Here is a 15,295-nt window from a genome sequence, read left to right as displayed (position 1 = left end):
ACCTTCATTGGCTCCATCCGCTATGTACGCCAGTCTCAAGCCCCTCATCGCCAGGTTCGCGTCCCGCAGCAATGCACGCCGTTTGATCCTTGCCCTGTGCCTTGCTTCGCTGCTGCTCGGCCTGTGGGCCTACACCCGTTCCGAGCCGCTGCCATTGCTGGTGATCGTGCTCAACCTGGCCACCCTGGTGGTGGTCGGCCTGCAACAATGGCGCTCGCGCAAGTCCATCAAGTTCCAACCCCAGGAACTGGCCGACCGCCTATTGCAAGTGCAGGAGAACGAGCGCCACCGCCTCAGCCGCGAACTGCATGACGATATCGGCCAACTGCTCACCGCCGCCAAACTGCAAAGCGAATGGCTCAAGCGCCGCCTGCCCGAAGACCTGCAAAGCCAATGCACAGTGCTGTGCAACACCCTGAATGAAACCCTGGCCAAGGTGCGCGACGTCTCCGCCATCCTCAACCCTCGCCAGTTGGCCAGCCTGGGCCTGGAAGCCAGCCTGCGCGCGCACCTGCTCAAGACCCTGGAAAACACTCCGATTCACTGGAGCCTGGAATGCCAGCAACGGCTGACCGGCATCCCGGAAGAAATGGCCGTGGCGGCCTTTCGCATCACCCAGGAAGCCGTGACCAACATGTTGCGCCACGCCAAGGCGCGCAACCTGCTGGTACGCCTGCAACGCCTGCCCGAGGGCCTGTCGCTGGTTATCTGCGATGACGGGCAGGGTTTTTCGCCAGCCATCAACCCAGGCCTGGAAGGCCAACGGGGCATGGCCGGCATGTCCGAGCGGACTGATCAGCTTGGCGGTTCATTATCCGTCAGTAGCCAGCCAGGCAAAGGGACACGGATCGAAGCGCTTTTCCCCTGGGCGCCGCGCGCCCTCGAACGGGCCAGTTCCCCTAAGGTTCTCGAGTGACCTGCAAATTACTCCTGGTGGATGACCACGCACTGATCCGGGCCGGCGTTCGCGCGCTGGTCCAGGACATTCCCGGCTACACGGTGATAGGCGAAGCCAGCGATGGCGCGCAGTTGCTGGAGCAGTTCAGCGCCCTGCTGCCGGATATCGTGCTGTTGGACTTGTCGATGAAACACACCGGCGGCCTGGATGCCTTGCAGCAGCTCAAGCGCGTCTACCCCAAGAGCAAAGTGCTGATCCTGTCGATGCACACCGACCCGGAACTGATCATGTGCGCGCTGGAATCCGGCGCCCATGGCTACCTGCTCAAGGACACCACCGCCAACGAGCTGGAACACGCACTGCTGGCCTTGCGCAACAACGAACGCTACCTGAGCCCGGCGATTGCCCACACCGTGATCAACCAGGCGCTGGTGCGCAGCCAGGGGCCCACCACCCCCGCCGGCCACAGCCACAACCTCACGGCGCGGCAGTTGGAGATCCTGCGCCTGATCGTGCGCGGCAAGTCCACGCGGGAAATCGCCCACGGCCTGGGCCTGAGCATCAAGACCGTGGAAGCCCACCGCTCGCAGATCATGAAGCGCCTGCAGATTTTCGACGTGGCGGGCCTGGTGCTATTCGCGGTGCGCGAGCAGATCATCAGCCTGGACGACTAACGGCGAATCCACCGGCAGGTGCACGCGCAAGGCTTGAGGCAAGGCTTCGAAGTGCAGGTCATCACCCTCCAGCGGCTCCCCATCGAGGTTGATATACAGCCCTTGCGCGACCTTGATATTCACCCACGGCAGGCGCGCGCGGACAAACATGGTGTCCAGGCCCCAGCCGTTGTTCATCAACTCGCGCAATGTACCGACCACTTCCTGGGGGGCCGGCAGGATACTGACGTCCAGCAGGCCGTCATCGGCCATGGCGCCAGGGCAGAGCTCATGCCCACCGCCTGCCTGGCGACCGTTGCCGATCCCCAGGGCGAGCAGCTCGCCTTTCCAGTGGAAATCGGGGCCATCCAGCTCGGCGTAGGCGGCCTTCAACTCACTGAACCGCGTCAAGCCAGTGAACAGGTAGGCGGCGCCACCCAGGACTTTTTTCAAGTCTTCGGAGGTGTTGGCAGTGACCTGGCTGCCGAAACCGCCGGTCGCCATATTGAGGAAGATCTGCCCGCCGACCTGGCCCAGGTCGATGGCCCTGGGTGGCACGTCCAGCAGTGCCAGGGCCTGGGCAGGCTCCAGCGGCACGCCGGCGGCCTTGGCGAAATCGTTCGCGGTGCCCAGGGGCATCAACACTAGGCTGGCGTCGGTCTTGGCCTGGGCCATGGCTTCGGCCACATCGCGCAGGGTGCCGTCGCCGCCACCGGCGATGATATGGGTGTAGCCGTCAGTGAGGGCTTCGTTGACCAGCCGCTGGGCGTCGCCGCCTTCCCAGGTGACCCGCACCGCCAACTCGCCGCCCTGCTCGCGCCGGGCCTGCACGGCGGTGCGGACGTCCTCGTTGAGGGCTTGCTTGCCGTGGAGGATCAACAGGGCTTTGGGGGTGGTCATTGCGGGAATCTCCTGATTCAAGGGTGCTTGGAGGATGTGGACCTTGGGCGGGGAGAAAAAAGCCATTGGATGGGAAAAAAATTGGATGATTGAGTGCATATCCGTTTTTTGGGTAACGGCGGGTATTGGTTCCGCCCTTACGGCGGGTCACTTTTGAAAAGAGCCCAAAAGTAACCAAAAGGCTCTTGCCCCAACACTCGGTACCTCGCCTAGGCTCGGTATGCCCGTAATCCGACAGCGATTTGGGGGGCCGCCGCCACGCGCCATCCATGGCGCGGGGCGGCTAAACCGGCATCCCTGCCGGTTTACCCCCCAAATCCCTGCCGAATTCCGGCCAGCGTGTTTGACGGGGCGCCTAAGATCAAGATCAAGATCAAGATCAAGAGCAAGAGCACAGCGGCCTGACAGCCGGCTTGAGTGGTGTGAAGCAAAGGCAAAAGCCAACGCGGTCCTGTAGGAGCCGGCTTGCCGGCGATGGTCGTTAACGATGACGTGGGGTGTCTGGATGAACGCGGCGGTCTCACGTTTTTCGCCGGCAAGCCGGCTCCTACAAGCGACCGCGTATCCACGATGCGAAGCGAGTCGCTCTTGATCTTGATCTGAGGCGCCCCGTTAAACACGCTGGCCGAACGCAGGCTTTGGAGCGTGGGTAACCCGGCAGGACGCCGGGTTAGCCGCGCTGGGCCAAGGATGGCCCATCGCGGCGGCCCACGCTCCAAAGCCGGAGTGAGGGCACACCGAGCCTAAGCGAGGTGCCGAGTGTTGGGGCAAGAGCGTTTTGCTTACTTTTGCGCTTTTCAAAAGTGAGCCGCCGTAAGGGCGGAACCAATACCAGCCGTCACCGCAGCAACGGATATGTACTCACAACCCAATCAACTCTTATGCAACTTACTCATCAGTTGCGCTTCAGCCTGCGTCAACCCACATGACTGCGTCAGCTCATCCACCGTAGCCCCCATCCCCACCAACTTCGCCGCCTGCGCAAACGAAAGGCTCGACGGATCCCGCTGCTCAATCTGCGCCAGCTTGTCGGGCAACGGCGCAAGGATGGCACGCAGTTCATGCACCTCATCCCCCACCTTCACCGCACTCTGCTGGTAATGATCAACCCGCTTGACCAACTCCAGAATGCGCCGGTCACGCACCACATCACGCTCGGCCTGCTGCAGGAACAATTCGCGCTGCTGGCGCACATAGCGCAGCAGGAACGCCAGGGTCCCGGCCCACAACAGGGCCAGGACAATCACCGCGGCCTCAAAGAACAATCAGATGCTCTCCAGTTCCGACCATTCTTCTTCGCTCATCATCTTGTCCAGCTCAACCAGAATCAGCAGTTCGCCGTTCTTGTTGCATACGCCCTGGATGAACTTGGCGGACTCTTCGTTACCCACATTCGGTGCGGTTTCCACTTCCGATTGGCGCAGGTACACCACTTCCGCCACGCTATCGACCATGATCCCGACCACTTGCTTGTCGGCTTCGATGATCACGATACGCGTGTTGTCGTTGACCTCAGTCGGTACCAGGCCAAAACGCTGGCGGGTGTCGATCACCGTCACCACGTTGCCGCGCAGGTTGATGATGCCCAGCACGTAGCTCGGCGCACCCGGCACCGGGGCGATCTCGGTGTAGCGCAGCACTTCCTGCACGCGCATCACGTTAATGCCATAGGACTCGTTGTCCAGTTTGAAGGTAACCCATTGCAGGATCGGATCATCCAAACCTTGTGCGGACGCTGACTTATTCATACCCCTGACCCCTTCAAATGCCGCATGACACGGCGTGTGTGCTTCGCTGACCGCATTCGCATGCGGCCCTTATTGTTCAATCAACTGCGTTTGTTCTGTGGCATCGCCTTGACCGCGCCACTGGCGATCAACTCGGCCAGTTCGGCGACGTCGAGCAACGCGCACATATGTTCGATCACGGTGCCCGCCAGCCAAGGCCGTTGGCCCCGGTGGCTGCGCCATTTGATTTCGTTCGGGTCCAGGCGCAACGAGCGGCTGACCTGATGCACCGCCAGCCCCCACTCATAACCCTGCACCGAGATCACGTACTGCAAGCCTTGGCGGAAGTCGTCGCGATAGCGGTCGGGCATGACCCAACGCGCGGTATCCAACACTTTGAGGTTGCCCGCCTGGCTGGGCAGGATGCCGAGGAACCACTCCGGCTGCCCGAACAGCGGCGTCAGTTCCTGACCTTCCAGGGAGTAGATCGAGCCCAGGCACACCAGCGGTACCGCCAGGGTCAACCCGGCGACATCGAACAGCAGGCATTCGAACGGCTCGGCAGCCCAACTCGGACGCCCATCGCCAGTCACCGGCGGCGGGGTGATGCTCGGTGGCAGGTGCACTTCCACCACCGGCTCGACCACCACGGGCGCAACCACTGCCGGCGCGATCGGCACGATGACCGGGGCAACCGGCACAACCTGCGCGTCGCGGGCCTGCTCTTCCAGAACGGCCAACTGGAATTCATCCAGCGTGCTTTCCGGCTCTACAGCGGGCTCCAGCACCAGGATCGGTTCCGGCAATTCTTCCGCGGTCGCATCCTGCAGCAAGGCATCCAGGTAGGATTCCAGTGCCAGTTGCGGCCGGGTCTTGAGTTCTACGGGACGGTTCATCACGCCACCTGCGCCACAAGTTGCTGGGACAGCAGGTGCTTGAGCAACGCGCGGTAGGCCAGTACGCCTCGGCTTTTCGGGTCGAACTGCGACGGCGCCAGGCCGGCGCGGCTGGCGTCACGCAGGCGTGTGTCCACCGGGATGTAGCCGTTCCAGATGGTATCCGGGTAGGCATCGCGCAACACACGCAGGGTGCCGAGGGATGCCTGGGTGCGGCGGTCGAACAAAGTCGGCACGATGCTGAACGGCAGCGCCTGTTTGCGCGAACGGTTGATCATTGCCAGGGTGCTGACCATGCGCTCCAGGCCTTTGACGGCCAGGTGCTCGGTCTGCACCGGGATCACCAACTGCTGGCTGGCCGCCAACGCGTTGACCATCAACACGCCCAGCAACGGCGGGCTGTCGATGATGGCGTAGTCGAAGTCCTGCCACAGTTGCGCCAGGGTCTTGGCGATCACCAGGCCCAACCCGCTCTGCCCCGGCGACTGGCGCTCAAGGGTGGCCAGGGCGGTGCTGGAGGGCAGTAGGGAAATACTCTCGTTGCTGGTGGGTAGCAGCAGTTGCCCCGGCAAGTCGGCCGGCACGCTGCCCTTGTGCAGGAACAGGTCGTAGTTGCTGTGTTCCAGCGCATCCGGGTCGTAGCCGAAATAGCTGGTCATGGAGCCGTGAGGGTCCAGGTCCACCACGACCACGCGCTTGCCCGCCTCGGCCAGCAAGCCGGCTAAGGCGATGGAGGTGGTGGTCTTACCGACCCCACCCTTTTGATTGGCAACTGCCCAGACTCTCATTCGGTTGGTTCCTCCCGGCAGGCACAGGCGCGACCGAGACATTGCATAAGGTTATTGAGCCGGCGACGGAGAATTGACGGCGCTCTGACGAACCGGCGGTTTTACAGGGGGCGGTGCAGTTTGTGTGCCAGCCCGCTTCAAGGCGGCATCCGGTGTTGCATTGGCGGTACCGGTGCCGGTCAGGCTGCGGCGCACATCCAGGTTGCGCGAGACCACCAGCACCACCCGACGGTTACGTGCGCGCCCCTCCACCGTGGCGTTATTGGCCACCGGCTGGAACTCGCCATACCCCACCGACGCCAAGCGCCCAGGGTTCACACCCTGCATCGCCAGCATGCGCACGATGCTCGCGGCACGTGCCGAAGACAGCTCCCAGTTGGTCGGGTACTGCGCGGTGCTGATCGGAAAATTGTCGGTAAAGCCTTCCACGTGGATCGGGTTCTCGAACGGCCGCAGGATCGCCGCCACCTTGTCGATGATAGTGAACGCCTGGTCACTGGGCATCGCATCGGCACTGGCAAACAGCAGGCTGGAGTTCAGCTCGATCTCCACCCACAGCTCGTTGCCACGCACGGTCATCTGGTTGGAGCTGATCAAATCGCCGAACGCGGCGCTGATGTCATCGGCGATGCTTTTCAGCGGGTCGCTGGTGCCGCCCACGCCAGCGGCGGTTTCATCGCTGTCGTTGACCAACGGCTTGGCCGGCGTCACGGTCTTGGGTCGTTCTTCGCCGATGGGGATCGGCTTGAGGGCGCGGTCGGCATCGTTGAACACGCCGATCAGCGCCTGGGAAATGACTTTGTACTTGCCTTCGTTGATCGACGAGATGGAGTACATCACCACGAAAAACGCGAACAGCAAGGTGATGAAGTCCGCATAGGACACCAGCCACCGCTCGTGGTTGACGTGTTCTTCAGGCTCGCGACGGCGCCGGCTCATAATCGATCTCTCCCATCAATCCATGAAGCCCTGGAGCTTCAATTCGATGGAGCGTGGGTTCTCACCCTCGGCGATCGACAGGATGCCTTCCAGCAACATCTCGCGGTAACGCGACTGGCGCATGGCAATCGACTTGAGCTTGCTGGCCACCGGCAACAGCACCAGGTTGGCACTCGCCACGCCATAGATGGTGGCGACAAATGCCACGGCAATGCCGCTGCCCAGTTGCGACGGATCGGCGAGGTTGCCCATCACGTGGATCAAGCCCATCACCGCACCGATGATGCCGATGGTCGGCGCGTAGCCGCCCATGCTTTCGTAGACTTTGGCGGCGTTGATGTCGCGACTTTCCTGGGTGTAGAAATCCACCTCCAGGATGCTGCGGATCGCTTCCGGTTCGGCGCCGTCCACCAGCAATTGCAGGCCTTTGCGTGCGTAGCTGTCCGGCTCGGCGTCAGCCACGCCCTCCAGGCCCAGCAGGCCTTCCTTGCGCGCGGTGAGGCTCCAGTTGACCACGCGATCAATGCCACCTGGCAGGTCCACGCGAGGCGGGAAAATGATCCATATCAGAATCTGCATGGCGCGCTTGAACGAGCTCATGGGCGACTGCAACAACGCCGCGCCCACGGTACCGCCAATCACGATCAACGCTGCCGGGCCGTTGGCCAATGCGCCGAGGTGACCGCCTTCGAGGTAGTTGCCGCCGATGATCGCGACAAACGCCATGATGATGCCGATCAGGCTCAATACATCCATCAGAGGCAGGCCTCCACCAGATGCTTGCCGATGTCGTCCAAGCTATAGACGGCGTCGGCCAGGTCCGCCTTGACGATGGCCATGGGCATGCCATAGATCACGCAGCTGGCTTCGTCCTGGGCCCAGATTGCGCTGCCGCCCTGCTTGAGCAGCCGCGCGCCTTCACGGCCATCGGCGCCCATGCCGGTGAGGACCACCGCCAGAACTTTGTCGCCGTAGGACTTGGCCGCCGAACCAAAGGTGATGTCCACGCAGGGTTTGTAGTTCAGGCGCTCATCGCCCGGCAGGATTTTGATCGCGCCACGGCCGTCCACCATCATTTGCTTGCCACCCGGCGCCAGCAACGCCAGGCCAGGACGCAGGATGTCGCCATCCTCGGCTTCCTTGACGCTGATGCGGCACAGCTTGTCCAGGCGCTCGGCGAATGCCTTGGTGAACGCCGCGGGCATGTGCTGGATCAACACGATCGGCGCCGGGAAGTTGGCCGGCAGTTGGGTCAATACGCGTTGCAGGGCCACCGGGCCGCCCGTGGACGTGCCGATAGCCACAAGTTTGTAGGCCTTGCGCTTCGGCGCAGGCGAATGGGCAGTCGCAGGCGCAGCAGCGCGAACCGGCGCCACGGCAGGCCGTGCAACCGGCGCAGGCGCTGGACGAGCAAACGATGACGTCGGTGCAGCCGGTGCTGCAACCGGTGCAGGCGTCGGCGCTGGCGCGCTGAACAGGCTGCGACGGTTACTGCGCGAAATGCTGTGCACTTTCTCGCACAGCATTTGCTTGACCTTCTCGGGGTTGCGCGAGATGTCTTCGAAATTCTTCGGCAGGAAATCCACCGCGCCAGCGTCCAGCGCATCCAGGGTGACCCGGGCGCCTTCGTGCGTCAGCGAGGAGAACATCAACACCGGGGTCGGGCAGCGTTGCATGATGTGCCGAACTGCCGTGATGCCATCCATCATCGGCATCTCGTAGTCCATGGTGATCACGTCCGGTTTCAACGCAATGGCTTGATCAATCGCCTCTTTGCCGTTGGTGGCCGTGCCGACCACCTGGATCGTTGGATCGGCGGAAAGAATTTCCGAGACGCGGCGGCGGAAGAAACCCGAATCGTCCACCACCAGGACCTTGACTGCCATAAACACTCCGTTAGGCGGGGCGGGCACTACCGCCCTGCCCCACCAGAATCAAATACGCCGAGCGGCGTAACGCTTGAGCATGCTCGGAACATCGAGAATCAGCGCGATCCGACCGTCACCGGTGATGGTCGCACCCGACATGCCCGGGGTTCCCTGCAGCATTTTGCCCAAAGGCTTGATGACCACTTCTTCCTGGCCAACCAGTTGATCGACGACAAAGCCGATCCGCTGGGTGCCCACGGAGAGAATCACCACATGGCCTTCGCGCTGCTCTTCGTGCTTGGCCGATGCCACCAGCCAGCGCTTGAGGTAGAACAGTGGCAACGCCTTGTCGCGTACGATCACCACTTCCTGGCCGTCCACCACGTTGGTGCGCGACAGGTCGAGGTGGAAGATCTCGTTGACGTTGACCAGCGGGAAGGCGAAAGCCTGGTTGCCCAGCATCACCATCAGGGTCGGCATGATCGCCAAGGTCAACGGCACCTTGATCACGATCTTCGAGCCCTGGCCCTTGGTCGAGTAGATGTTGATCGAGCCGTTGAGCTGGCTGATCTTGGTCTTCACCACGTCCATGCCGACGCCGCGGCCCGACACGTCGGAAATCTCGGTCTTGGTCGAGAACCCCGGAGCGAAGATCAGGTTGTAGCACTCGGTGTCGGTCAGGCGGTCGGCGGCGTCCTTGTCCATCACGCCACGCTTGACCGCGATGTTGCGCAATACGGCCGGGTCCATGCCCTTGCCGTCGTCGGTAATCGACAGCAGGATGTGGTCGCCTTCTTGCTCGGCGGCCAGGATCACCTTGCCGTTGCGCGACTTGCCCGAGGCTTCGCGTTCTTCCGGGGTTTCCACGCCGTGGTCGACGGCGTTGCGCACCAAGTGGACCAGCGGGTCGGCCAGGGCCTCGACGAGGTTCTTGTCGAGGTCGGTTTCTTCACCCACCAGTTCCAGGTTGATCTCTTTCTTCAGCTGACGCGCCAGGTCGCGAACCAGGCGTGGGAAGCGGCCGAAGACTTTCTTGATCGGCTGCATCCGCGTTTTCATCACGGCGGTCTGCAGGTCGGCGGTCACCACGTCGAGGTTCGACACGGCCTTTTGCATGGCTTCGTCGCCGCTGCTCAAGCCCAGGCGTACCAGGCGGTTACGCACCAGTACCAGTTCGCCGACCATGTTCATGATGTCGTCCAGGCGTGCGGTATCAACCCGCACGGTGGTTTCGGCTTCACTGGCAGGCTTCTCGGCCACCGGTGCTGCAGCGGCACGCGCCGGAGCCGGTGCTGGCGCTGCGGCTGGCGTGGCAGCTGGCTTGGCGGCCGGGGCCGGCGCTGCGGCTTTGGCGGCCACCGGTGCAGCGGACGCGACCGCTGCGGCCGGGGCCACTTCGCTGAACTTGCCCTTGCCGTGCAATTCGTCCAGCAGGGACTCGAACTCGTGATCGGAGATCAGGCCGTCGCCCGCCGGTGCTGCATTGGCAGCGGCAGGCGCCGCAGCCGTGGCGGCGACTTCCGGCAAGGCGTCGGCCACGAAGGTGCCCTTGCCATGCAGTTGGTCGAGCAACGCTTCGAATTCGTCGTCGGTAATGTCGGTGCTGGCACTGGCGGCAGGCGCCTCTGCAGCAGCAACCGGTGCGACAGCATCGGCCGCAAACTGGCCTTTGCCATGCAACTGATCGAGCAGGGACTCGAACTCAGCGTCGGTAATGTCTTCGCTGGTCGGTGCCGCGACGGCAGCCGCCGGCGCCTCTGCCTCGGCCTTCACGGCACTGAGGGAGTTGAGCAGCTGTTCGAACTCGCTGTCGGTCACATCCGGCTCGGCTTGCGCCACGGGCTCCGGCGCGGCTTCCACCACAGGCGCAGCCGAGGTGTCGGCAGGTTCTGCCAGGCGCGCCAGCGCGGCCAGCAGTTCCGGGGTGGCCGCGGTGATCGGGGCACGTTCGCGCACTTCGCTGAACATGCCGTTGACCGCATCCAGCGCTTCGAGAATCACGTCCATCAGTTCCGAGTCGACGTGCCGCTCACCCTTGCGCAGGATGTCGAACACGTTCTCGGCGATGTGACAGCACTCCACCAGCTCATGGAGCTGGAGGAAGCCGGCGCCCCCTTTTACAGTGTGAAAACCGCGAAAAATTGCATTGAGCAGGTTCGCATCATCCGGGCGGCTTTCCAGCTCGACCAGTTGTTCGGACAGTTGCTCTAAAATTTCGCCGGCCTCTACAAGGAAATCCTGAAGGATTTCTTCATCGGCGCCGAAGCTCATGTGGGTGCTCCTTAGAAGCCTAAACTGGATAACAGGTCATCTACGTCATCCTGACCTGACACAACGTCTTCACGTTTATCGGCATGAATCTGCGGACCTTCACCCTTGGCGAGATGTTTTTGTGGATCTTTTTCCGAGAGGATCGCTTCGCGGTCATGTTCAATGCCGGCAAAGCGGTCAACCTGGCCTGCCATAAGCACCAATTTGAGCAAGTTGCTTTCCACTTCGGTGACCAACTGGGTCACACGCTTGATCACCTGGCCGGTGAGGTCCTGGTAATCCTGAGCGAGCAGAATGTCGTTGAGGTTGCTGGAAACCGTGCGGTTTTCCTGCTCGCTGCGTGACAAGAACCCGTCGACCCGACGCGCCAATTCTCGAAACTCTTCAGCCCCCACTTCCCGGCGCATGAAGCGGCCCCAGTCAACGCTGAGGGCCTGGGCTTCATTGGCCATGCCGTTGACCAGGGGCGTGGCGTTTTCCACCAGGTCCATGGTGCGGTTGGCCGCCGCCTCAGTCAGCCTGACCACGTAGGACAGGCGTTCGGTGGCATCAGTGATTTGCGAAATTTCTTCGGCCTGGGGCATATGCGGGTCAATCTGGAAATTGACGATCGCACTGTGCAGCTCGCGTGTGAGCTTGCCCACTTCCTGGTACAGGCCGCGGTCACGGGTCTGGTTGAGCTCATGGATTAACTGCACCGCGTCGCCGAACTGGCCTTTCTCAAGGCTGTCGACCAACTGATGAGCATGCTTTTTCAGGGTCGACTCGAAGTCTCCCTGTGACGTTTCTTTATGCTCCATAGCTCCCCCGCGATGGCATTAGCCGTGGATGCGTTCGAAGATTTTTTCGATCTTCTCTTTCAAGGCCAAGGCAGTGAATGGCTTGACCACGTAACCGTTAACCCCGGCTTGGGCGGCTTCGATGATCTGCTCACGCTTGGCTTCGGCGGTCACCATCAGCACAGGCAGGCTGCGCAGCTTTTCGTCAGCGCGCACGTGGCGCAGCAAGTCGATGCCGGTCATGCCCGGCATGTTCCAGTCCGTTACCAGAAAGTCGATGCTCCCGCTGTTGAGGATCGGAATCGCCGTAATGCCGTCATCCGCCTCGACCGTGTTAGTGAACCCAAGGTCACGCAACAGGTTTTTTATGATCCGCCGCATCGTTGAGAAGTCATCAACGATGAGGATTTTCATGTTCTTGTCCAATTCGACCTCCAAGCAGTCTTAAACGCGCCCAGCACCTGGACGCGCCATTTCAATCAACAGGCATTACACAAAAAGGACTGCCGGGGGCACCACGGGTCGAACCCGCGAAGGCTGCTTGCCCTCGCGGTATCGTCTACAGTGTCCCCACACTGCCTGTCAGCGCGCTCGCCACTCTCCCAAACGCCCCCGCAAGCGGGCTGCGCACTGGCTGTGCAACTGGCTGACCCGCGATTCGCTGACCCCCAGGACCTCACCGATTTCCTTGAGGTTCAGCTCTTCGTCGTAGTACAGCGCCAACACCAGTCGCTCACGCTCCGGCAAATTGGCAATCGCGTCCGCCAACGCCCCCTGGAAACGCTCATCTTCCAGGTCACGCGATGGCTCCATATGAGCGCTCGCGCCGTCCTCGTGCAGCCCTTCGTGTTCGCCGTCCTGCAAGAGGTCGTCGAAACTGAACAGGCGGCTGCCCAAGGTATCGTTCAAAATCCCGTAGTAATCGTCGAGACTCAATTGGAGTTCGGCCGCAACTTCGTGATCTTTAGCGTCGCGACCGGTTTTTGCTTCAATTGCGCGAATTGCGTCACTGACCATGCGCGTATTGCGATGCACCGAACGCGGCGCCCAGTCACCTTTGCGCACTTCATCGAGCATCGCGCCACGTATGCGGATACCCGCGTACGTCTCGAAACTCGCCCCCTTGCTCGCGTCGTATTTGGTCGACACTTCGAGCAAGCCGATCATGCCCGCCTGGATCAGGTCTTCGACCTGGACGCTGGCGGGCAGGCGTGCCAGCAAGTGATAGGCGATACGCTTGACCAGGGGCGCGTAGCGCTCGATCAATTCGCCCTGGCTGTCACGGGCAGACTTCTTGTACGCGTTGTAGCCGGTCGCTGTCATAGCACGGGTCCTGCGCTCGTCTGATGCACCAATCGCTCGACGAAAAACTCCAGATGCCCCCGAGGGTTGGCGGGCAACGGCCAGGTATCGACCTTCTGGGCAATAGCCTTGAACGCCAATGCGCATTTGGAACGAGGGAACGCTTCGTAGACTGCACGCTGCTTTTGCACAGCCTTGCGCACACACTCGTCGTAGGGAACTGCGCCGACGTATTGTAAGGCGACATCGAGGAAGCGATCCGTGACCTTGGTCAACTTGGCGAACAGATTGCGCCCTTCCTGCGGGCTCTGGGCCATGTTGGCCAGGACGCGGAAGCGGTTCATGCCGTAGTCACGGTTAAGCAGTTTGATCAGGGCATAGGCGTCGGTGATCGAGGTGGGTTCGTCGCAGACCACCAGCAACACTTCCTGTGCAGCACGCACGAAGCTGACCACGGACTCGCCGATCCCAGCGGCGGTGTCGATCACCAGCACGTCGAGGTTGTCGCCGATATCACTGAAAGCCTGGATGAGGCCGGCATGCTGCGCCGGGCTCAGGTGCACCATGCTCTGGGTGCCCGAGGCAGCCGGCACGATGCGGATGCCACCGGGGCCCTGCAGCAGCACATCGCGCAGCTCGCAGCGGCCCTCGATCACATCGGCAAGGGTGTGTTTGGGTGTCAGCCCCAGCAGAACGTCCACGTTCGCCAAGCCCAGGTCAGCATCCAGCAGCATGACGCGACGGCCAAGCTCTGCCAGGGCCAGGGACAAATTCACTGACACGTTAGTTTTCCCGACGCCACCTTTGCCGCCGGTCACCGCGATCACCTGTACGGGATGCATGCTGCCCATTTTATTTCTTTACCTTGTCTTGCTTAGACGCAGGCTACATGGCTTGGCCGCGTGAATCGCTTGCAGACCATCGATGTAGATACATTTCACGGTGTTCATCCTGACTCAACCCACCCGCTTTGCCGGGTTGTGGTAAAGGTCGGCGAACATATCGGCCATCGCTTCCTCGCTAGGCTCTTCTTGCATTTGCACGCTGACTGCACGGCTGACCAACTGATGACGGCGCGGCAGATGCAAATCATCCGGGATCCGCGGCCCGTCGGTCAGGTAGGCGACCGGCAATTCATGACTGATGGCCAGGCTCAGCACCTCGCCCAGGCTCGCGGTTTCATCGAGCTTGGTGAGGATGCAACCGGCCAGGCCACAACGCTTGTAACTATGATACGCAGCGGTAAGAACCTGTTTCTGGCTGGTGGTTGCAAGCACCAGGTAATTTTTCGACTTGATGCCACGCCCCGCCAGGCTTTCCAACTGCATGCGCAATGCCGGGTCGCTGGCTTGCAGGCCGGCAGTGTCGATCAGCACCACGCGCTTGCGCAGCAAGGGGTCCAGGGCGTTGGCCAGGGACTGGCCCGGGTCGACATGGGTCACCGACACATTGAGGATCCGGCCCAGGGTCTTGAGCTGCTCCTGGGCACCAATACGGTAGCTGTCCATGCTCACCAGCGCGATATTCTGAGCGCCGTACTTGAGCACGTAACGAGCCGCCAACTTGGCCAGGGTGGTGGTCTTGCCCATGCCGGCAGGGCCGACCATGGCGATCACACCACCCTCTTCCAAGGGTTCGATTTCCGGGGTGACGATCATCCGCGCCAAGTGGGCCAGCAACATGCGCCAGGCCTGGCGAGGCTCTTCGATTTCGGTGGTCAGGGCCAGCAGGTCGCGAGACAACGGGCCAGACAGGCCGATACGTTGCAAACGACGCCACAGGTTGGCCTGCTGCGGCTTGCTGCCTTGCAGTTGGGTCCAGGCCAGCGAGCCAAGCTGCACTTCAAGCAGTTCGCGCAGGCCGTTGAGTTCAAAGCGCATCGAATCAAACACGCGCTGGTCAACCGCAGGCGCCGGAGCAGGCGCAGCAGGACGCGGCGGTTCTTTGAAGGTGGGCTCGACCAGCGGCTCGGCAGCGGTCAGCGGCAAGCCGGCGAACAATTGGCGGTTGGTGGTGGCATCGCTGTCGCCGCGCATGCTCAGTTCAGCCTGGGCCGAGACAATCCGCGAAGCGGTCTTGCGCAGCTCGTCTTCGAGCTCCATGTTCGGCACGCGCGGCGCCAGGGCCTGGGGTGTGTAGTCCAGGGCAGCCGTCAGCTCGACACCGCCGGCAATACGACGGTTTCCGATAATCGCGGCGTCGGCGCCCAGCTCATCACGAACCAGTTTCATGGCCTGACGCATATCGGCGGCGAAAAAACGCTTAACTTGCATA

General features: G+C 62.0%; 16 protein-coding genes. 2 read left to right on the top strand and 14 right to left on the bottom strand.

Translation table 11 applies throughout. The features are described from left to right. Positions 1-22 precede the first annotated feature (22 nt). Both CWC48_RS19395 and CWC48_RS19390 read left to right on the top strand, forming a co-directional pair. On the top strand, positions 23-916 hold the full coding sequence (locus CWC48_RS19395) for a sensor histidine kinase (protein WP_100492407.1): 894 nt from the start codon (positions 23-25) through the stop codon (positions 914-916). Then, positions 913-1,572 carry a response regulator transcription factor gene (locus tag CWC48_RS19390; protein ID WP_078049598.1) on the top strand — a complete coding sequence of 220 codons (660 nt, stop codon included), beginning with the start codon at positions 913-915 and terminating at the stop codon, positions 1,570-1,572. The genes CWC48_RS19395 and CWC48_RS19390 overlap by 4 nt, the downstream gene beginning before the upstream one ends. Here the strand turns inward: CWC48_RS19390 and yegS are convergent. From yegS to flhF, 14 genes are all read right to left on the bottom strand, one after another. Continuing rightward, positions 1,531-2,451, bottom strand: coding sequence for a lipid kinase YegS (gene yegS, locus CWC48_RS19385; protein WP_078049599.1), 921 nt, complete (start codon positions 2,449-2,451; stop codon positions 1,531-1,533). The genes CWC48_RS19390 and yegS overlap by 42 nt on opposite strands. 872 nt (positions 2,452-3,323) lie before the next feature. Then, positions 3,324-3,716, bottom strand: a complete 393-nt coding sequence (locus CWC48_RS19380; RefSeq protein WP_100492406.1) for a DUF2802 domain-containing protein — start codon at positions 3,714-3,716, stop codon at positions 3,324-3,326. Further along, positions 3,717-4,199 carry a chemotaxis protein CheW gene (locus tag CWC48_RS19375; protein WP_010564003.1) on the bottom strand — a complete coding sequence of 161 codons (483 nt, stop codon included), beginning with the start codon at positions 4,197-4,199 and terminating at the stop codon, positions 3,717-3,719. A gap of 80 nt (positions 4,200-4,279) precedes the next feature. Continuing rightward, the gene (locus CWC48_RS19370; protein ID WP_078049601.1) at positions 4,280-5,074 is read right to left on the bottom strand and encodes a CheW domain-containing protein; all 795 of its coding nucleotides are present in this window, start codon (positions 5,072-5,074) and stop codon (positions 4,280-4,282) included. Continuing rightward, positions 5,074-5,862: a ParA family protein gene (locus CWC48_RS19365; protein WP_016976611.1), complete on the bottom strand. Its 789-nt coding sequence runs from the start codon at positions 5,860-5,862 to the stop codon at positions 5,074-5,076. The genes CWC48_RS19370 and CWC48_RS19365 overlap by 1 nt, the downstream gene beginning before the upstream one ends. 51 nt (positions 5,863-5,913) lie before the next feature. Continuing rightward, a complete protein-coding gene (motD, locus tag CWC48_RS19360) occupies positions 5,914-6,801 on the bottom strand; it encodes a flagellar motor protein MotD (RefSeq protein WP_078049602.1) in 888 nt (295 codons plus the stop codon). A gap of 15 nt (positions 6,802-6,816) precedes the next feature. Beyond that, positions 6,817-7,557, bottom strand: coding sequence for a flagellar motor protein (locus tag CWC48_RS19355; RefSeq protein ID WP_033900785.1), 741 nt, complete (start codon positions 7,555-7,557; stop codon positions 6,817-6,819). Next, a complete protein-coding gene (locus CWC48_RS19350) occupies positions 7,557-8,687 on the bottom strand; it encodes a chemotaxis response regulator protein-glutamate methylesterase (RefSeq protein WP_028617312.1) in 1,131 nt (376 codons plus the stop codon). Before CWC48_RS19350 ends, CWC48_RS19355 begins: the two co-directional genes overlap by 1 nt. 48 nt (positions 8,688-8,735) lie before the next feature. Then, a complete protein-coding gene (locus CWC48_RS19345; RefSeq protein WP_100492405.1) occupies positions 8,736-10,940 on the bottom strand; it encodes a chemotaxis protein CheA in 2,205 nt (734 codons plus the stop codon). Positions 10,941-10,951: 11 nt separating this feature from the next. Continuing rightward, entirely contained in the window at positions 10,952-11,740 is a 789-nt protein-coding gene (locus tag CWC48_RS19340; RefSeq protein WP_078049605.1) for a protein phosphatase CheZ, read from the bottom strand. An 18-nt stretch (positions 11,741-11,758) separates the two neighbouring features. After that, complete coding sequence (locus tag CWC48_RS19335) at positions 11,759-12,133, bottom strand: chemotaxis response regulator CheY (protein ID WP_015885173.1); 375 nt, start codon at positions 12,131-12,133, stop codon at positions 11,759-11,761. 168 nt (positions 12,134-12,301) lie between these two features. Next, on the bottom strand, positions 12,302-13,042 hold the full coding sequence (fliA, locus tag CWC48_RS19330) for an RNA polymerase sigma factor FliA (RefSeq protein WP_016976604.1): 741 nt from the start codon (positions 13,040-13,042) through the stop codon (positions 12,302-12,304). After that, positions 13,039-13,872: a flagellar synthesis regulator FleN gene (gene fleN, locus CWC48_RS19325; protein ID WP_003192912.1), complete on the bottom strand. Its 834-nt coding sequence runs from the start codon at positions 13,870-13,872 to the stop codon at positions 13,039-13,041. Before fleN ends, fliA begins: the two co-directional genes overlap by 4 nt. A 105-nt stretch (positions 13,873-13,977) precedes the next feature. Then, positions 13,978-15,294 (bottom strand): flagellar biosynthesis protein FlhF, encoded by a 1,317-nt coding sequence (gene flhF, locus CWC48_RS19320; protein WP_078049606.1) that lies wholly within the window; start codon positions 15,292-15,294, stop codon positions 13,978-13,980. Position 15,295 lies beyond the last annotated feature (1 nt).

Source organism: Pseudomonas sp. S10E 269 (assembly GCF_002798465.1).
GTDB lineage: Bacteria > Pseudomonadota > Gammaproteobacteria > Pseudomonadales > Pseudomonadaceae > Aquipseudomonas > Aquipseudomonas pergaminensis.
Note: the sequence above shows the minus strand (reverse complement) of the source record. Positions and strands in the feature narration are given on the sequence as shown.